This is a genomic window from Streptomyces nanshensis (assembly GCF_001751255.1).
Taxonomy (GTDB): Bacteria; Actinomycetota; Actinomycetes; order Streptomycetales; family Streptomycetaceae; genus Streptomyces; species Streptomyces nanshensis_A.
On record NZ_LJGW01000398.1, the window covers coordinates 1 to 18,091 of the forward strand.

The 18,091-nt window shown below is 73.5% G+C and carries 15 protein-coding genes and 1 pseudogene; 8 read left to right on the forward strand and 8 right to left on the reverse strand.

All coding sequences use genetic code 11. From position 1 onward, the window contains the following. A pseudogene (locus AN218_RS37045) lies at nt 1–396 on the forward strand (serine/threonine protein kinase); the annotation flags it as partial. Nucleotides 397–500: 104 nt separating this feature from the next. Here the strand turns inward: AN218_RS37045 and AN218_RS24845 are convergent. Further along, the gene (locus tag AN218_RS24845; RefSeq protein ID WP_070019163.1) at nt 501–1,160 is read right to left on the reverse strand and encodes a hypothetical protein; all 660 of its coding nucleotides are present in this window, start codon (nt 1,158–1,160) and stop codon (nt 501–503) included. Nucleotides 1,161–1,321: 161 nt separating this feature from the next. After that, nucleotides 1,322–1,708 carry a hypothetical protein gene (locus tag AN218_RS24850; RefSeq protein ID WP_070019164.1) on the reverse strand — a complete coding sequence of 129 codons (387 nt, stop codon included), beginning with the start codon at nt 1,706–1,708 and terminating at the stop codon, nt 1,322–1,324. A 201-nt stretch (nt 1,709–1,909) separates the two neighbouring features. Here AN218_RS24850 and AN218_RS24855 point away from each other — a divergent pair, with 201 nt between their 5' ends. The 5 genes from AN218_RS24855 (at nt 1,910) to fxsA (ending at nt 7,970) form a co-directional block, all read left to right on the forward strand. Then, nucleotides 1,910–2,350 (forward strand): Lrp/AsnC family transcriptional regulator, encoded by a 441-nt coding sequence (locus AN218_RS24855; protein ID WP_070019165.1) that lies wholly within the window; start codon nt 1,910–1,912, stop codon nt 2,348–2,350. A gap of 77 nt (nt 2,351–2,427) precedes the next feature. After that, nucleotides 2,428–4,068 carry an amidohydrolase gene (locus tag AN218_RS24860; protein ID WP_070019166.1) on the forward strand — a complete coding sequence of 547 codons (1,641 nt, stop codon included), beginning with the start codon at nt 2,428–2,430 and terminating at the stop codon, nt 4,066–4,068. Between the two features lie 738 nt (nt 4,069–4,806). After that, nucleotides 4,807–6,570, forward strand: coding sequence for an apolipoprotein N-acyltransferase (lnt, locus tag AN218_RS24865; RefSeq protein ID WP_107421563.1), 1,764 nt, complete (start codon nt 4,807–4,809; stop codon nt 6,568–6,570). Then, nucleotides 6,567–7,337, forward strand: coding sequence for a polyprenol monophosphomannose synthase (locus tag AN218_RS24870; protein ID WP_070019167.1), 771 nt, complete (start codon nt 6,567–6,569; stop codon nt 7,335–7,337). The genes lnt and AN218_RS24870 overlap by 4 nt, the downstream gene beginning before the upstream one ends. Before the next feature lie 3 nt (nt 7,338–7,340). Then, on the forward strand, nt 7,341–7,970 hold the full coding sequence (fxsA, locus tag AN218_RS24875) for an FxsA family membrane protein (RefSeq protein ID WP_070019168.1): 630 nt from the start codon (nt 7,341–7,343) through the stop codon (nt 7,968–7,970). 196 nt (nt 7,971–8,166) lie between these two features. On the opposite strand, the gene AN218_RS24880 is transcribed toward fxsA, so the two are convergent. From AN218_RS24880 to yczE, 4 genes are all read right to left on the reverse strand, one after another. Continuing rightward, nucleotides 8,167–8,550: an RNA polymerase-binding protein RbpA gene (locus tag AN218_RS24880; protein ID WP_028434437.1), complete on the reverse strand. Its 384-nt coding sequence runs from the start codon at nt 8,548–8,550 to the stop codon at nt 8,167–8,169. Nucleotides 8,551–8,811: 261 nt separating this feature from the next. After that, complete coding sequence (locus AN218_RS24885) at nt 8,812–10,170, reverse strand: MFS transporter (protein ID WP_070019169.1); 1,359 nt, start codon at nt 10,168–10,170, stop codon at nt 8,812–8,814. 96 nt (nt 10,171–10,266) lie between these two features. Beyond that, complete coding sequence (locus tag AN218_RS24890; protein ID WP_070019170.1) at nt 10,267–11,091, reverse strand: glycerophosphodiester phosphodiesterase family protein; 825 nt, start codon at nt 11,089–11,091, stop codon at nt 10,267–10,269. Further along, a complete protein-coding gene (yczE, locus tag AN218_RS24895; protein ID WP_244900678.1) occupies nt 11,091–11,783 on the reverse strand; it encodes a membrane protein YczE in 693 nt (230 codons plus the stop codon). The genes AN218_RS24890 and yczE overlap by 1 nt, the downstream gene beginning before the upstream one ends. A gap of 242 nt (nt 11,784–12,025) precedes the next feature. Here yczE and yczR point away from each other — a divergent pair, with 242 nt between their 5' ends. After that, a complete protein-coding gene (yczR, locus tag AN218_RS24900; protein ID WP_070019171.1) occupies nt 12,026–13,525 on the forward strand; it encodes a MocR-like transcription factor YczR in 1,500 nt (499 codons plus the stop codon). A 68-nt stretch (nt 13,526–13,593) separates the two neighbouring features. Here the strand turns inward: yczR and AN218_RS24905 are convergent, their stop codons facing one another. Together AN218_RS24905 and AN218_RS24910 are read right to left on the reverse strand one after the other, a co-directional pair. Then, nucleotides 13,594–15,201, reverse strand: a complete 1,608-nt coding sequence (locus AN218_RS24905; RefSeq protein WP_070019172.1) for a P-loop NTPase family protein — start codon at nt 15,199–15,201, stop codon at nt 13,594–13,596. A 34-nt stretch (nt 15,202–15,235) separates the two neighbouring features. After that, entirely contained in the window at nt 15,236–15,430 is a 195-nt protein-coding gene (locus AN218_RS24910; protein ID WP_070009614.1) for a hypothetical protein, read from the reverse strand. A gap of 227 nt (nt 15,431–15,657) precedes the next feature. On the opposite strand from AN218_RS24910, the gene AN218_RS24915 reads away from it, so the two are divergent. Further along, nucleotides 15,658–18,091, forward strand: a 2,434-nt coding sequence (locus AN218_RS24915) for a Na+/H+ antiporter subunit A (protein ID WP_079132554.1), incomplete at its 3' end; no start/stop codon positions are given.

Here is an 18,091-nt window from a genome sequence, read left to right on the forward strand (position 1 = left end):
GGTCCCGGGGACGGCGGCTCCGGCAGCGCGGCCTCCGGCGGTTCCGGCGCCGCGGGCGGCTCCTCCGGTACGGGAGGCGGCAAGGGCGGCAACGGAGGCGCACCGGCGCCCGATCCCGCCTGCCACCCCCGGGGCGGCGGCAAGTTCGACTGCACGGTGTGGAAGGCGGCGACGTCCTTCGACTCGGGCCACAAGCCGGTCGGCCGCCTCAACGCCGGCACCAACTACTTCTTCTGCCAGAAGAAGCTCCGCCACCGCGAGACCGAGGGCCGCTGGACGAACGTGTGGTGGGCGAAGACGGACGACGACAAGGGCAACAGGAACGTGTTCGTGAGCGACGTCTACCTCAAGGGCGGAAAGAACGACAGCCCGGTGCCCGGCCTGCCCGTCTGCTAGGTCTGCTAGGACCGGCCGCCCCGCGGGCGGCGGGGGCGCGCACGATCCGCCAACGGCCGTACCGCCGCCGTGGGTTGGGCGCGCCCTGGGTGCGCCCGTTACGGCTACGCCGCCGCCCGCGTCTCCTCGCGTACGTCCTCGACGACCTTCTTGTCGAGGGCGGCGCGCACCAGCCCCGCCGCGAACGGCGCGAAGTCCCGCTGAGGGACCAGCTCTTGAAGCCTGCCCGGTGAGGTGGGCAGCCCCAGCCGCTCCGCGCCCTGCTGGGCCTTCCGGTCGAAGTACGGCCCGAACTCCGGCCACACCCGCTGCACTTCGCGCAGGAAGATGGCCACACCCGTCGGCCCGATGCCCGGCATCTCGCGCAGCCGGTCCTCCGTGTGCGGGTCCTCCCGCATATGGCGCAGATCGCCCTTGTACTCGCGCAGCAGCAGCTCCGCGCCGTCCCCGAGCTGGGTGGCGGTGCGCTCGTCGTAACGGCGGTAGCCGCCGGCGCCGAGGGCGTCGACCCGCTGCTGCCACGTCGCGTCCGCCATGCGGCGCGCGTCCTTCATCCCGGCGTCTGAGAGCGCCCGTGCGGCGGCGACCGCGATGTCCGCACGGATCCGCGCGGAGAGCAGATGGGAGAGCACCAGCAGCCGGTACAGCGGCGACGGGGTGTCGCGGAGCGTGATTCCGGCCTGCTCGGCGTACGTCTCGCCGTGCGTCCGCAGCAGCGTCCGTGCCCTCGCCCGGTCCTGCGTCCGTGCCTGTGTCTGCGTCATGGGAACCTCGCTGGGCTGTCGCCTTCAGAGGCGTGACGGGTGCCCACCGGGGGCCCTGTCACCACCCGTGGGTCCCGGCGCGTACGACCTGCCATGACGGACGGCCAGGACGTTCCGGAGGTCCCGGTACGCGTCCTGCCGCATGCTGTTCGCGTCCCGGACTACGCCCCGCCCACCAGCGACCGCGTCCGCGGACCGCCCACGTGGGAGAACGGCTGCGTGCGCCAGTCCAGGCTCTCGGGAAGCGTCAGCAGCGCCGTCAGCCCGTGCTCCGCCTCACCGTCGTCCCCTGCGGGTGCCGCGTCGGCGGCCGCACGTCCCGAGCCCTGGCAGACCGTGAGCCCGAAGGGATTCCAGGGGGAGGCGCACAGCGCGTGCTCGGGGAGGTTCTCCTCCTCGGCGAGGAGGGCGATCGGCTGCCCGCAGTCGGGGCAGGTCACGCGGTAGATGTCGTAGGTCTCGTCGTCCTGGGCGGCCTCTGCCGCCACGTCCTGCTCCAGCGCGACCGCGGCCCGTGCGAACGTACGGGCCCGCTTGTCACTGCGCATGCAAATCCCCCTCTGGTGGACCTGCCGGGCATCTCGCCCCCGGCTCCAGCAAGCACTTCCCGCGGCGTGATTCGCGTAATCGCCGCACGCCCGGGGACACGGGGGCACCGATGTGGCCTTGGTCACACACGGCGCCCTGGTGTGCGCTCCACCCTGCGCCCGGTGTGCTGGAGTGCGCCCGGCACAGTAGGTTGACCTGCTGTGGAGGAAGTGGATCGTCAAATCGTCGAGCTGCTCGTCAAGGACGGGCGGATGAGCTACACCGACCTGGGCAAGGCCACGGGCCTGTCCACCTCGGCCGTACACCAACGGGTACGGAGGCTCGAACAACGCGGAGTCCTGCGCGGATACACCGCGCTCGTGGATCCGGAGGCCGTCGGCCTGCCGCTCACGGCGTTCATCTCCGTAAAGCCCTTCGACCCCAGCGCGCCCGACGACATCGCCGAACGCCTCGCCGAGGTACCGGAGATCGAGGCGTGCCACAGCGTCGCCGGCGACGAGAACTACATCCTCAAGGTCCGCGTGGGCACCCCCATCGCGCTGGAGCATCTCCTCGCCCGCATCCGTACGCTCTCCGGCGTCTCGACCCGTACGACGGTCGTGCTCTCCACCCCGTACGAGGCACGGCCGCCCGCTCTCTGAGCCACCGGGCCCGTGGTCCGTGCTCGTGACCTGCCCCGCCCGGCGCCGCCGCCGCGCGGGGCGGGAGACTGGACGCCATGAGCGAGCGCACCGCCCACGGGCACGAACCCCGCACCGTCCTGCTGCGCGGCGGGGAGGTGCACAGCCCCGCCGACCCCTTCGCGACCGCGATGGTCACCCAGGGCGGCAGCATCGCCTGGGTCGGCTCCGAGAGCGCCGCCGACTCCTTCGCCGACGGCGTCGACGAGACCGTCCACCTCGACGGCGCCCTCGTCACACCGTCGTTCACCGACGCACATGTGCACACGACCGCCACCGGCCTCGCGCTCACCGGCCTCGACCTGACCGGCGTCCAGAGCCTGCGCGACGCCCTGGCCCGCGTCCGCGACTACGCCGCGTCCCGCCCCGGCGACAAGATGCTGCTCGGCCACGGCTGGGACGCCACCCACTGGCCCGAGGGCCGCCACCCCACCCGCGCGGAACTCGACGAGGCAGCCGGCGGCCGCCCGCTCTATCTCTCCCGTACGGACGTCCACTCGGCGCTCGTCACCACGGCGCTCCTCGAACTCGTCCCCGGCGTCGCACAGTTGACCGGCTTCGCCGACGGCGAGCCCCTCACGCGCGATGCGCACCACGCCGTACGCGACCGGGCGCACGCCTCCCTCACCCCCGAGCGCCGCGCCGAGGCCCAACGCGCCGCCCTCGACCACGCCGCGTCCCTCGGCATCGGCGACCTCCACGAGTGCGCCGGCCCCGGCATCTCCGGCGAGGACGACTTCACCGCCCTGCTCTCCCTCGCCGCGGAGGCCAACGGCCCCCGCGTGCACGGCTACTGGGCCGAGCCCGTCACCTCGCCCGCGGACGCCGCCCGCATCCGCGAACTGGGCGCGCTCGGCGCCGCCGGGGACCTCTTCGCCGACGGCTCACTCGGCTCCCGTACGGCGCACTTGAAGGCCCCGTACGCCGACGCCCCGCACCACGGCGGCGCTTACCTCGACGCCGACGCGATCGCCGCCCATGTCGCCGCCTGCACCGAAGCCGGTCTCCAGGCGGGCTTCCACGCCATCGGGGACGCCGCCCTCACCGCCGTCGCCGAGGGCGTACGCGCCGCAGCGGACCGCGTGGGCACCGACCGGGTACGCGCCGCCCGGCACCGCGTCGAACACGCCGAGATGCCGGACGCGGAAGTGATCGCCGCCTTCGCGGAGTTCGCGCTCACGGCGTCCGTACAGCCCGGCTTCGACGCGGCATGGGGCGGCACCGAGGGCATGTACGCGGCACGGCTCGGCGCGGAGCGTGCCGCGGGCCTCAACCCGTACGCGGCCCTGCAACGCGCCGGTGTACCACTGGCGTTCGGCTCCGACAGCCCGGTGATCCCGCTCGGCCCCTGGGAGGCCGTACGCGCCGCGGCCTTCCACCGCACGCCGGAGCACCGCATCTCCGTGCGCGGCGGCTTCACCGCCCACACCAGGGGCGGGCGCCGTGCCGTGGGTTCGGACGACGGGGGAGTGCTCGTCCCCGGAGCGCCCGCCGACTACGCGCTCTGGCGCACCGGTGAACTCCTCGTCCAGGCGCCCGACTTGCGCGTCGCCAACTGGTCGACCGACCCCCGCTCCGGCACCCCGGGGCTGCCCGATCTGACGCCCGGTGCCCAACTGCCGCTCTGTCTGCGGACGGTGGTCGCGGGACGGACCGTGTACGAGCGGCCGAACGAGTGATGTATGAGGGCCCGTTACGGCCCGCCGACGGGGCCTCGGTCTGTCGTCCGTGCGCCCATCACGCCGTACTGACCTGCCAGTTCGGCGAAACGCCGCAGGTAGCGTCGCTGTTGACAGGCGAGGCCCGGCGCCGGGTAGGTTCGGCCAGGTCCACCACAGGACGTCCGGCTGGCCATCCCCCGCGCAGTCGTCGAACGCCGCTGGGCCAGGGGGTGGTGTACCGCACCGGGACACCACCACTGGGAGCCAGGTCCAGCGCCAGCGGCACGGGGGCGGAAGGTTGAGGCCGGCCGGCGGGTGTGACCCGGGTGGGGCCCGGATGCTCAGTAGACAACGGCTTTCGGTCGGCTCGCAGCCAGCGGGTCCCAGGTCGGCCCGAAGGGCACCGGGCCCCGCCCGCAGAACCGCACTCCCCGGCACGGGCGGTGCGGCTCCCTCTCACCGCGCGGCACATCCCCTGCGCTCCCTTCGCCCCTTCACTTCCGTACGTCCACGGGTCTGTGGCATTCCCGGCCCGCGGCCCGCGGAGCCGACCCGCCGTTATACGGTCGGCTCACGACCGCACGACCTGCCAGGAAGGGCGCGACCTTGCCATCCGGTTCCGACACCACCGCCGAATCCGCCGCCGGCGGCCAGCACGCCGACGACAGCGGCGAGGCGGCCGGAGGCTCCACCGCGGTGCGGGGAGACGGAGCCGGTGCAGGCCGGGAGCCGGCCGCCGCTGCCGCGTCCGCCGACGTGAGCGAGAAGCGGAACGAGATCACGGAGCAGGCCGCGACGGCGACGTCGGCGGACGAAGCGCCCTCGGCGGACCGGTCGGACCGGGCTGACCGATCGCAGCGCCCCGGACGTCTGCGGCGGCTGCGCGCCCTCGTACGCCGTGAGGCCGCCCGCACCGCCGGAGCCGCCGTCGCCGGGATCGTGCTCGCGCTCGCCTTCCCGCCGTACGACCTGTGGCCGCTGTCGCTGGCCGCCGTCGCCGCGCTCAGCCTCCTCACCCGGGGCCGCACCGCGCGGCAGGGCGCCTGGAGCGGATTCGCCTTCGGCTGGCCCTTCTTCACGCTGCTGCTCCAGTGGCTCCACGTCGTCGGCTGGGACGCGGTCCTGGGACTCGCCTTCCTCGAATCGCTCTTCCTCGCCGGACTCGGCGCCGCTCTCGCCGCCACCTCCCGGCTGCCGCTGTGGCCGCTGTGGGGCGCCTGCCTGTGGGTCGCGGAGGAGTGGGCACGCGACCGGCTCCCCTTCGGCGGCTTCCCCTGGGGGCGGCTCGCCTTCGCCAACACCGGGTCGCCCTACACGCCCCTCGCTGCGCTCGGCGGGGCGCCGCTGGTCACCTTCGCCGCGGCCCTGACCGGTACGGCGCTCGCCGCCGCGGGCCTCGTCCTGTGGCGCCTGCGCACCGCGCGCGACGGCCGGGACGGAGAGACCGTCGGGCAGCGCGGCGGCCGCGGCCTGGTGCCGCTCGCAGCTCCGCTGGCCGTCGCGGTGGCCGTGACCGCCGCCGGATACGCCGTGCCCGTCCCCACCGCGGCGCAGGACACCGCCCGTATCGCGGTCGTACAGGGCAACGTCGAACAGCCCGGCATGGACTTCCTCGGGCGCCCCATGAAGATCCTCGACAACCACGTGGACGCCACCCTCGACCTCGCCCGCAAGATCAAGGCGGGCAAGGCCGAGCGCCCCGAACTCGTCGTCTGGCCGGAGAACTCCTCCGACCTCGACCCCTACCGCTGGCCCGAGGCCCGGGAGCGCATCGACCAGGCCGCCAAGGCGGTCGGCGTCCCCATCCTCGTCGGTGCCTTGGTCGACCACCCCGGCACCAAGGGCTACGTCGAGAACCAGGGCATCGTCTGGGACCCGGACAAGGGCCCCGGCGCCTCGTACACCAAGCAGCACCCTGTCCCGTTCGGCGAATACGTGCCGTTCCGGGACGAATTGAGCACCGTCATCACCCGCCTCCAGCAGATCCCCCGGGACTTCTGGCCGGGCGACCACTCCGGCGTCCTGCAGACCGGGCCCGCCCGCCTCGGCGACGTGATCTGCTTCGAGGTCGCCTACGACGAGATCCCGCGCGACACCGTCAACGCCGGCGCCCGTGCGCTGGTCGTCCAGACGAACAACGCCACCTACGGCAGGACGGGCCAGCCCGAGCAGCAGTTGGTGATGTCGAAGCTGCGCGCCGTCGAGCACGGCCGCGCGGTGGTCACCGCGGCCACCAGCGGCATCAGCTCCGTCGTCGGCCCCGACGGCACGATCAAGCAGCGCACGCAGGAGTTCGAGCGGGACGTGATCAGCGCCCAACTGCCCCTGCGTGACGAGATCACGACGGCCGACCGCGTCGGCGCCGCACCGGAGTGGGTGATCGCTATGGTGGGCGTCCTCGCCTGCGCCGCGGCCTGGTTCGCGGCCCGTCGCGGCCGGACCGACCGCCGGCCGGCGCAGCCGGCGGGGCGGGTGCGGCAGAGCGACGCACGGCAGACGCAAGAGGGGCAGCAGCGGTGACGGACGGCGGACAGGCGCGGCGGTACGGACCGCTCGGCACGGTTCTGGTGATCATCCCGACGTACAACGAGGCCGACAACATCGAGCCGATCAGCGCCCGCGTACGCGAGGCCGTGCCCGAGGCGCACATCCTGATCGCCGACGACAACAGCCCGGACGGCACCGGCAAGCTCGCCGACGAACTCGCCGCGCAGGACGGCCACATCCACGTCCTGCACCGCCCCGGCAAGCAGGGCCTGGGCGCCGCCTACCTCGCCGGTTTCCGCTGGGGCATCGACAACGGCTACGGCGTACTGGTCGAGATGGACGCCGACGGCTCCCACCAGCCCGAGGAACTCCCGCGGCTGCTGACCGCCCTCAAGGGCGCCGACCTGGTGCTGGGTTCGCGGTGGGTGCCGGGCGGCCGGGTCGTCAACTGGCCGCGCTCGCGCCGTCTGATCTCCCGTGGCGGCAGCATGTACTCGCGGATGATGCTCGGACTGCCGCTGCGCGACATCACCGGCGGCTTCCGCGCGTTCCGCAGCGAGACCCTCCAGGGACTGGGCATCGACGTGGTGGCCTCGCAGGGCTACTGCTTCCAGGTCGACCTGGCCAACCGCGCGGTGCGCGCCGGATACCACGTCGTGGAGGTGCCGATCACCTTCGTCGAGCGGGTACGGGGCAACTCCAAGATGAGCCGCGACATCATGGTCGAGGCGCTGTGGCGGGTGACGGCCTGGGGCGTCGAGGGCCGGGTGAAGCGCGCCCTGCACCGCAGGCACACTTGAACCATGACGAGCCGCGCACCGTATCCGTACGAGCCGCCCGACGACGGCCGGAGTTCCGGCCCGTCCGCGAACGACAAGCACCCGCAGGGCCCGCGCCGTTCCAAGATCGCCAGGCTGCTGCCGCTGGGCGTCGCCGTCTGGGCGCTGCTGGAGATCTGGCTGCTGATCCTGGTCGGCGAGACCGCAGGGCCGCTGGCCGTACTGGGACTGCTGATCGCCGGACTGCTGCTCGGCGTCTACGTCGTCAAGCGCGCCGGGCGGCGTGCCTGGCAGCGCCTCGCCGAGAGCGTCCAGCAGGCACAGAAGGCGGCGCAGAGCGGCCAGGCCCCGCCGCAGAACCCTGAGCGGTCCGGCGGCGGCAACGCCCTCACGATGCTCGGCGGACTGCTGCTCGCCGTGCCCGGACTCCTCTCGGACGTGGCCGGGCTGCTGTGCCTCTTCCCGCCGACCGCGGCGCTGATGAGGCGCACCACGCAGCGCTATCTGCAGCGCAGTTCGGGCTTCGCGCCCGGCAGCATCGGCGACGCCTATCAGCAGGCGCGCAGGGCCGAGGAGCAGATGCGCATGCAGCGCCCGGACGGCAAGGTCGTCGAGGGCGAGGTCGTACGGGACGACGAGCCGCCGTCGCACTGAGGCCCGCCGCCCGCGCGCCCGCGCTCGCCGTCGTCCCCGAACCCGCGTCACCGGCCCGGATCCGGACACGACAGTGCGCGGGCCGGTGACCACCGAGGATCACCGGCCCGCGCACTGTCTGTGCACTGTGCCTATTGCGTGTGCTGCCGCGGCCGGACGCCTGACGTGAGCGTGCCGCTCACCGACCGGCCGCCGCTTACGCGGACTTGCGCTTGTTGTTGCCGTCCCGCGGATGCACCGCGAGGTTCATGGTGCCGGACCTGAGTACGGCCAGCCGCTCCGCGAGGACCTCTTCGAGCTCCTCGCGTGTGCGCCGCTCCATGAGCATGTCCCAGTGCGTACGCGCGGGCTTGCCCTTCTTCTCCTCCGGCCCCTCGCCGTCCACGAGGAGTGCCTGTGCGCCGCACACCTTGCACTCCCACTCCGGCGGGATCTCGGCCTCGACGGAGAACGGCATCTCGAAGCGATGCCCGCTCTCACATGCGTACTCCACGGCCTGGCGGGGCGCCAGGTCGATACCGCGGTCCGTCTCGTAGCTGGTCACCACGAGTCGCGTGCCGCGAAGAGCTCGCTCACTCATGAATTCGTGCCTCCCGGGCTTGTCGCCCACAGGACATGTGTCACTGCTGTCGTCGTCGTCATCTGCTCAACGTCCGGTCGGCGGTGAAGATTCCCGTAGCGGGAGATGCGTCGCCCGTCGTGCCGCCCTTCGTGTACCCACCAATGACCGGTTTGTCACAACTGACAGGAGATGTCACCCAGCGTTCTCATCTCTTTGGCGTGCAGTAACGGTCCATCCGGCGAGCCGAGGGCGTACACTACCGCGCCGCCCCCGCAAGTCCTAAATCCGCTCCGGCAAGGGGTTTCCCGCGGCCGCCGCGGCCCGCTCCACCGGTACCCGCAGCAGCAGCACGAACCCCAGCACGAAGAAGATCACCAGCGAGATGATCGCAGCCCGGTAGCTCTCCGTGAGCTGGTACGCCAGACCGAAGACCAGCGGGCCCAGCCAGCTCGTGCCGCGGTCGCTCACCTCGTACAGGGAGAAGAACTCCGCCTCCTTGCCCGGCGGCACGAACTGCGCGAACAGGGAGCGCGAGAGCGCCTGGCTGCCGCCCATCACCAGACCTATGCCGGCCGCCAGCGCGAAGAAGAAGACCGGTGCACCGGCCGGCAGGAAGTACCCCGCCGCGCAGATCACCGCCCACGCCGCGAGCGAGGCGAGGACGGTGCGCTTCGCCCCGTAACGGGCCGCGAGCCGTCCCATCAGCAGCGCGCCCGCCACCGCCAGCACCTGGACGAGGAGCACGGCGCCGATGAGCGTCGTCTGGTCCACGCCCAGCTCCTCCGAGCCGAAGACGGACGCCTGGGTGATCACGGTCTGCACGCCGTCGTTGTAGACGAGGTACGCGACGAGGAAGAACAACGTCAGCCGGTAGCGCCGCAGTTCGCGCATCGTGGTGGCGAGCTGGCGCCAGCCGCTGAGCAGCGAGAAGCGCGCATCGGCCGCATCGGTGTGCGCGGGCGGGCGTTCCCGCAGCCGCAGCAGCGGCACCACCGTGAACAGGCCCCACCACACGCCCGCGGACGCGAGGCAGATGCGTACGGCGGACCCCTCCGAGAGGCCGAGCGCCTCGTGCTGGAGGAACAGCGCCAGGTTCGCCACCAGCACCACCGAGCCGGCCGCGTAGCCGGCGGCCCAGCCGCGGGAGGAGACCGCGTCGCGCTCCTCGGGTCCGGCGATCTGCGGCAGGAAGGCGTTGTAGATGACGACCGCGGTCGCGAACGAGACGTTCGCGACGACCAGCAGCGCACCGCCCAGCAGATAGCGGTCGCCGTCGAGGAAGAACATCGCCGTCGTCGCGCCCGCGCCGAGATACGCGAAGAGCCCCAGGATCGGCTTCTTGCGGCCGGTGTGGTCCGCGACCGCGCCCGCCAGCGGCATCACCAGCACCGACAGCAGCACCGAGAGGGAGACGCTGTAGGCGAAGTACGAGCCGGCGCGCACCGGGATGCCCAGCGGATGCACGTAACCCTCGGGATCCGCCGCGGACTTGGCGACCTCCGTCAGATACGGGCCGAGGAAGACCGTCAGGACGCTGGTGGAGAAGACCGAGTTCGCCCAGTCGTAGAAATACCAGCCGCGCTGCTCACGGCGGCGCTCGGCGGTACCGTCCCCGGCACCGGTCACGACAGCACTCACAGCCTTGCCCCCTACTTCCGCGGCCCGTGCGCGGTGTGCCGTACGTGATGCCCGCAGGGCGCGGAGCGCCCGGACGTACGGCACGGGTCCGCCGGTCTACCGGGGGCCGGGACCGTGCGTCCACGCACCCCGCTCGGTGAGGACGTCGCGCAGTGTCTCGATCTGATCGGTCACAATGCCGTCAACTCCCAGGTCGAGCAACTCCCTCATCCGGTTTCTCTCGTTCACGGTCCATACGTGCACCTGCATCCGGCGCGCGTGCGCGGCCCGTACGAACGCCCGGTCCACCACGCGGATGCCCGACCGGTGTTCGGGAACCTGGACGCACACCGCGCTCGCGCGTACCGAACGCGCCGGCACCAGCCCGTACGAACGCAGCCGCAGCCGCAGCACCCCGCGGGTGCCGAGCGACGTCGCCAGCCGCGGCCCGGCCAGGGCCTGGGCGCGGGCCACGCGTTCCTCGTCGAAGCAGCCGACGCACACGCGCGGCCACGCGTCCTCCTCGGCGAGCAGATCGAGCAGCGGGACGAGGGCGGCCTCCGCCTTGACGTCGATGTTCCAGCGGACGTCGGGGAAGGCCCGCAGCAACTCCCGCATCAGCGGCAGCGGTTCAGCTCCGCCGACGCGGGCGCGGCGCACCTGCGACCAGGGCAGGGCGGCGATCGGGCCGCTCAGATCCGTCACGCGGTCCAGCGTCGCGTCGTGGAAGGCGACGAGGCGGCCGTCCGCGGTGGCGTGCACGTCCGTCTCCAGATAGCGGTAGCCGAGACCGACGGCGCGGGCGAAGGCGCTATGGGTGTTCTCCAGACCGTCCGCCGCACCGCCGCGGTGGGCGAAGGCGAGCGGCACGGGGTGGTCCAGGAACGGATGGCGGGGCGTGCGGCGCTGCGGTACGGGGGAGGGGCGCGGATCGCTGCTCATCACCGCCGCAGTATCGCGCCACCCCGCCACCATGCGCGCCGCCGCCCCCCGTCGGCCGTCCCGCGCGCCACTACCCGGGAGCCTCCGGGGTCGGATCCGCCGGGCGGGACACCGGCCGCCCGCGCCCGCTCGTCCGGCAGCGCGAAGACCCGCAGGAAGAGCTGCGCGAGCGGCCCGATCCCCAGCGCGTAGACCACGGTTCCCGCACCCGCCGTGCCGCCCAGCAGCAGACCGGAGAGGAGCACGGCCGCCTCGATGCCCGTACGGACGAGGCGCACCGAGCGGCCGGTGACGCGGTGCAGCCCCGTCATCAGACCGTCGCGCGGGCCCGGACCGAAGCGGGCGGCGATGTAGAGGCCGGTGGCCGCGCCGTTGAGGACCACGGCGACGGTCAGCACCGGGATGCGCACGGCGAGCGACCGCGGTTCGGGGGCGAGCCAGACGGTGGCGTCCATCGACAGCCCGACGAGGACGACGTTGGAGACGGTGCCCAGCCCGGGGCGCTGTCGTATCGGCACCCACAGCAGCAGTACGGCGGCGCCCGCGCAGATGGAGACCGTGCCGATGGACAGGCCGGTGTGCCGGGCGACGCCCTGGTGCAGCACGTCCCACGGCGGGAGTCCCAGCCCGGAGCGCACCATGAGGCCGATGCTCGCCCCGTACAGCAGCAGGCCCACGTAGAGCTGTGTCAGACGCCGGCCGAGGCGCCTGCCGGAGCGCCCGCCCGAACCGGAACCAGGACCGGAACCGGGGCAGGGCCCGGGAGTTGGACCGGAACCGGAACCGGCGTCCGAACCCGTCGACGATGCCACGGCAGCTCCTTCCCTTCCGCTGCGGTGCCGGAGCCGCTGGCGGCGGCTACCGGACGCGTGGCAGTCTGGAGCCACCAACCAGGCCACATCCATGGCCAATCAGGGGAAGGTGGACTGGAACCATGGTGCAGTGGACCTCCGCGGTGGGCGCTCCCCAACTGGCGCGGCTGCTGGCCTCGCAGCGCGCGGCGACGGCCGCCGACGCCGGACACCGGGTGCCGGCCTACCGTTCGCTCGCCGACGGCGTTCGCCTCCTCGTCCTGGAGGGCCGCATCCCCGTCGCCGCCCGTCTGCCCGCCGAACGGGAGCTGGCCGCCGCGCTGCGGGTGAGCCGTACGACGGTGGCCGCCGCCTTCGAGGCGCTGCGCAGTGAAGGGTTCCTGGCCTCGCGGCGCGGTTCGGGGAGCTGGACCGCCGTGCCCGCGGGCAAGCCGCTGCCCACCCGAGGACTGGAACCGCTGCCGCCCGAGTCCGCGGGGTCGGTGATCGATCTGGCCTGCGCGACGTTCCTCGCCCCCGAACCGCACCTGACCGACGCCTTCCAGGGCGCCGTCACCGACCTCGCGCCCTACACCGGTACTCACGGCAACTACCCCGGCGGCCTTCCCGCGCTGCGCGAGGCGCTGGCCGCCCGCTACACCGCGCGTGGCGTGCCCACGATGCCCGAGCAGATCATGGTGACCACCGGCGCGATGGGCGCGGTCGCCGCGCTCGCCCGGCAGCTCGTGCCCCGCAGCGAACGCGTCGCCGTCGAACACCCCTCGTACGCCAACGTGTTGCACCTGCTGCGCGACGCGGGCGCCCGACTGGTGCCCGTACCCATGGCGGACGGACTGGCCGGCTGGGATCTGCCCGCCTGGCGGCAGGCCTTCCGGGAGAGCGCCCCGCGCATGGCGTACGTGATCGCCGACTACCACAACCCCACCGGCGCCCTCGCGCCCGACGAGCAGCGCCGGGAGCTGGTCGCGGCGGCGCGCGCCGCCGGTACGGTCCTCGTCGCCGACGAGTCCATGACCGACCTCACCCTCGACGAGGACGTCGAACTGCCGCGCCCCATAGCCGCGTTCGACCCGGGAGGCTCGGCCGTCATCACCGTCGGCTCCGTCAGCAAGGCGGTGTGGGCCGGTCTGCGCATCGGCTGGGTCAGGGCGGCGCCCGAGGTCATCCGCAGCCTCGTCGCGGCGCGCGTCTACGCCGACTTGGGCAGCCCCGTCCTCGAACAGCTCGCCGTGGCACGGCTGTTGAAGGGAGAGGGCTGGGAGTCGGCGGTCACCGCGCGCCGCGCGGGGGCCCGTGCGAACCGGGACGCGCTGGTGGCCGCCCTCCACGAGCGGTTGCCCGACTGGGAGTTCACCGTCCCGCGCGGCGGACTGACGCTGTGGACCCGCACCGGCGGCCTCTCCGGCTCCCGTATCGCCGAGGCGGGCGAACGGATCGGCGTACGGGTGCCGGCCGGAACGCGCTTCGGTGTCGACGGTGCCTTCGAGGGCTATGTGCGGCTGCTGTTCACCGTCTCCGGGCCGGTCGTCGACGAGGCCGTGACACGGCTTGCCCAGGCCGCGGACCTGGTCCGTACGGGCGCGGTCGCCGAGGGGGACGTGCCGCGTACGTACGTGGCCTGAACGGGCCCTGCGGGAAAGGGAATCGGGCCGGGGGACGTGGACGGGGGACCGCGCGGGGCGCCGTAGGGCTACGAACTGGCGGGTGGGCGGGGCGACTTGATCAGAGACGGCGCCTGCGTGCCGTCCGCCCGGCGGGCCTGTCCCGACAGCGCCCTGGCCTCCGGCGCCGCCGGCGGCGGCAACAGCCCCAGCACCGCCTGCCGTTCGGCTTCGGGCGCCGAGTCGTCCAGCGGGTCGGGCGTTGCGGGCACCTGCATCCGCAGCACCGGCCCGGTACCCAGCCGTGCGAAGCCGCGGCCCGGCTCCGCCCCCGGTCCGGGCGGCGGAGCGACCGCCTCACCGAGGACCGCCCGCGCCTCCCCGGGCGCCGCGGCGCCCAGCAGCACCCGCGCCCTGGTGTGGGAGCCCACCACGGGACCCAGTACGTCCGTGCACTCGGTGTGCTCCGCCACCGCGACCGTCACCTGCGCCGCACGCCCGTGCCGCAGCGGCACCTCGAGCAACTCCCGCAGATCGCGCCGCAGTTCGGTGCGGGCCAGATGGATCAGCGCCGCGGGCCGGTCCAGGACGATCCACAGCGGGCGCCGTACGTCGTCCGGTACGGCGTGCCCGGCCTGCCGCGCACGGCTCGCCTCCGAGAGCCGCCGCTCCGTCTCGTGCACCGCCCACTCCAGCGAGGTCACCGCCCCCGCCGCCGACGTCTCGACCGCCAGCACGCCCTCGCGTCCCGTCAGCGCCGCGAACTCCCCGGAACCGCCGCCCTCGACGACCAGCACGTCACCGTCCTGGAGCGCCTGGAGCACCACCGAGCGCAGCAGCGTGCTCGCACCGGCCCCGGGCACACCGGCGACCAGCAGATGTGCCTGCGCGGAGCGTGCGCCCGTACGCCACACCACCGGCGGGACGTCGCGGGCCCGTCCGTCCTCGGTGACCGGGACGCGGCGCGGCACCGCCTCGGCGTCGGTGAAGCCGAGCACGATCTCGCCCGGACCCGTCACATAGCGCTGCGCCGCGATGCCCTGCGGCAGCTCCGGCGGGACGCTCACCTCCAGCCGGTTGTGCTCGGCGTCCCACACGAAGCGGTACTCGCGGTCGGTGCCGCACTTGGCGGCGAGCCGCCGCTCCACTGCGAGTCGGTGCTCCGGCTCGCCGTCGGCGAAGTGCGCCGGATAGCGCACCAGGAGCCGGGCGATACGGCCGTCGTCGTCGAACTCGGCCTCCTCGAAGGCCCGTTCCCACGCGCCGTCGTGTGCGTACACCGGATCCGGGTCCGGGTCGTCGTGCAGGGCGAAGCAGGGGACCAGCGCCTCGTAGACCGCCTGCAGCCGGGAGTTCTCCGCCTCCTCGCGGGCGGCCCGCACGGCTCCCGCGCCCTCGCGTCCCTGCCAGGCCGCGGCCCCGACGAGGAGCGCCACACCGAACACCGGGCCCCACGGCAGCAGCGCCACCACCATCACGGCCACCGCCGCGCCGAAGAGCGCCGGGCCGCGGCGGTCCTTCGGGGCGCGCGACCACCAGCGCAGCGCGAGCAGCGTCAGCCTGCTCAGACCGCGCAGGAGAAGGATCAGCGGGTGCAGGACGTCCAGCGCACCGTCGGTGCCGGCCCGTACCGCGCGACGGCCGGAGCGGAGCGCGGCGGCCGCGCCCGCCGGCTGCCGGAAGAGCGGCCAACGCACTACGCAAACCTCCTGTGACGGCGGCGGGCGCCGCTCAGAACTTCAGACCGCTCAGCAGTCCGGCGAGGCTGGCGCCGCCCTCCTTGATGCTGGGGGCGATCGCCGTGCCCGCCAGGTAGAAGCCGAAGAGCGCGCAGACCAGTGCATGGGAGATCTTCAGCCCGTCCTTGCGCGTGAAGAGAAAGATGATGAAGCCGAGCAGGAGGACGCCGGAGACACTGAGGATCATGGGGGACTCCTGATGTAAGGGGATTCTCACCCTGAGTTCTCCAAGCGTCACAGAAAGTGTCCGGACGGGAAACTGGCAGACGGGTGATTCGCCGCGCAGGCCACGCCGGAAGCCCCGGACCACGGAGCCAACTCCCGCCCGTACGGCCGGAGTCCGGGTCCGTGCTGCACCTGCCGTGGGGCGCTTTGTCCGCAGATTGACTGATTCGCCGTGGAATCATCTGCGCTGTGCTGTCGCTGATCCTCCTTCACTTCGCCGGAGCGTGCTGTGCTCCGCTTCTGGTGCGGTGGCTGGGCACGCGTGCGTTCCTCGTCCTGGCCCTGATCCCGGCGACGGCACTGGGCTGGGCGGCCTGGCAGTGGGAGGGCGTCGCGGCGGGGGAGGCGCCCGTCGAGCGGTGGCCGTGGATGCCCGCGCTCGGCGTGGAACTGGACCTGCGCTGCGACGCCCTCGCCCTGCTGATGGTCGCGGTGGTCGGCGGCGTCGGCGCGCTCGTACTGGTCTACTGCGCGGGCTACTTCAGCCGCCCGGCCTTCTCCCTGGGGCAGTTCGCCGGAGTCCTCACCGCGTTCGCCGGTGCGATGCTCGGGCTCGTCGTGGCCGACGACCTGATCGTGCTGTACGTCATGTGGGAGCTGACCACGGTCTTCTCCTTCCTCCTCATCGGCCATGTACCGGAGCGGCGCCCCAACCGGCTGGCCGCGCTCCAGGCGCTGATCGTCACGGTCGCCGGGGGACTGGCGATGCTCGTGGGCTTCGTGATCCTGGGGGAGGCCGCGGGCACGTACCGGATCTCGGGGATCCTCGCCTCGCCGCCGCCCGCGCACGGCGGCGTCGCTGTCGCCCTCGTACTGATCCTCGCCGGGGCGCTGTCCAAGTCCGCGGTGTGGCCCTTCAGTTTCTGGCTGCCCGGCGCGATGGCCGCACCGACGCCCGTCTCCGCGTATCTGCACGCGGCCGCCATGGTCAAGGCGGGCGTCTATCTCGTGGCGCGGCTGGCCCCCGCGTACGCCGGCGCACCGCCCTGGCAGGCGACGGTGCTCGCCCTCGGCGGCGCGACGATGGTCGCCGCCGGCTGGCGTGCGCTGCGGGAGAAGGACCTCAAGCGGCTGCTGGCGTACGGGACCGTCAGCCAGCTCGGCTTCCTGACCGTGCTGACCGGGACCGGCACCCGGGACGCCGCGCTCGCCGGGGCCGCGATGCTGCTGGCGCACGCCCTGTTCAAGGCGCCGCTCTTCCTCGTCGTCGGCATCATCGACCATGCGACCGGGACCCGGCAGGCCGACCGGCTCTCCGGACTGGCCCGCTCGATGCCCGCCGTGTGCGCCGTCGCCGTGACGGCCGGCGCGTCCATGGTCGCGCTGCCGCCGATGCTCGGATTCGCCGCGAAGGAGGCCGCGTTCGACGCCCTGCTGCACACCGGCGGCGCCGGTACGCCCGGTCCGCCCGTCCCGGCTCTGGTGACCGCCGCCGTCACCGCCGGCTCCGCGCTGACGACCGCGTACACGCTGCGTTTCCTGTACGGCGCCTTCGCGACGAAACCCGGCGGCGACGGGCTCCACGCGCCCACGCCCATGCGGGCCCGCACCGGTCTGCTGCTGACCGTGCCCGCGGCGCTGTGCGCCCTCGCCGGAGCCGCCCTCGGGCCGGGCGTCACCGTCATCGCCCCCCTGCTGGAGCGCCACGCCCGTACGGTCCCGGCGCACGGAGAGGGCGCCCCGTACCGCCTCGCGCTGTGGCACGGAGCAGGCCCCGCGCTGCTGCTCTCCGCCGTGGCCTGGGCCGCGGGCGTCGCCCTCTTCCTCGCCGCCCGCTCCGCGTCCGGGCTGGGCCGCCGCCTCGCGGTGCCCGAGGGCCGGCGCGTCTTCGCACGGACGCTGTGGACGCTGGAGCGCACGGCCCTGGAGGTCACCGGCAGCGTCCAGCGCGGCTCGCTCCCCGTCTACCTCGGCACCGTCCTCGCCGTACTGATCGTGGCGCAGAGCGCCGCCGTGATCACCGATCCGCCGTGGCAGCACACGGGCCCGCTGCGCTGGTACGACTCCTTTCCGCAGCTCGGCGTCGCCGTCGTCGTGTGCACGGTGGCCGCCCTGTGTGTGACGGCGCGGCAGCGCATGACCGCCGTCGTGCTCGCGGGCGTGACCGGTTACGGCACGGCGGTGCTGTACGTGCTGCACGGCGCCCCCGATCTCGCGCTGACGCAGTTCGCCGTCGAGACCGTCTCCCTCGTGGTGTTCGTGCTCATCCTGCGCAGACTGCCGGCCCGCTTCCCCGACGAGCGGCGCACCAGCGCGCTGCGCCGCGTGACCCGGTTCGTGACGGGGCTGGCCGCCGGGGGGTTCGCGGCCGCGATGACGTATGTGGCGGGCACGGCCCGCGTCGCGGAGCCCGCCGGGCCCGGACTGACCACCGTCACCTCCGCCGAGGGCCTGAAGAACGTCGTCTCCACGACGCTGGTCGACCTGCGTTCCTGGGACACCCTGGGCGAGTCCGCCGTCCTCGGCGTCGCCGCCGTCGGCGTCACCAGCCTCGTCTTCCTGCGGCGCCGTACCGGCAGCCCCGTCACGGCATGGCCCGCCGCCCCCGAGACCCTGCCCGCTCCCGCGACCGCGGCGCCCGGACCCGCCGCCCACGCGGGACGCGGCCCCGAGACACGCGGCG

Bases quoted from the DNA above. Each gene is read 5' to 3' on its own strand.
- AN218_RS24860 (WP_070019166.1), top strand. From the start codon at position 2,428: ATGAGCGAGCGCACCGCCCACGGGCACGAACCCCGCACCGTCCTGCTG.
- AN218_RS24910 (WP_070009614.1), bottom strand. From the start codon at position 15,430: ATGATCCTCAGTGTCTCCGGCGTCCTCCTGCTCGGCTTCATCATCTTT.
- yczR (WP_070019171.1), top strand. From the start codon at position 12,026: ATGGTGCAGTGGACCTCCGCGGTGGGCGCTCCCCAACTGGCGCGGCTG.
- AN218_RS24850 (WP_070019164.1), bottom strand. From the start codon at position 1,708: ATGCGCAGTGACAAGCGGGCCCGTACGTTCGCACGGGCCGCGGTCGCG.
- AN218_RS24880 (WP_028434437.1), bottom strand. From the start codon at position 8,550: ATGAGTGAGCGAGCTCTTCGCGGCACGCGACTCGTGGTGACCAGCTAC.
- AN218_RS24845 (WP_070019163.1), bottom strand. From the start codon at position 1,160: ATGACGCAGACACAGGCACGGACGCAGGACCGGGCGAGGGCACGGACG.
- AN218_RS24890 (WP_070019170.1), bottom strand. From the start codon at position 11,091: ATGAGCAGCGATCCGCGCCCCTCCCCCGTACCGCAGCGCCGCACGCCC.
- fxsA (WP_070019168.1), top strand. From the start codon at position 7,341: ATGACGAGCCGCGCACCGTATCCGTACGAGCCGCCCGACGACGGCCGG.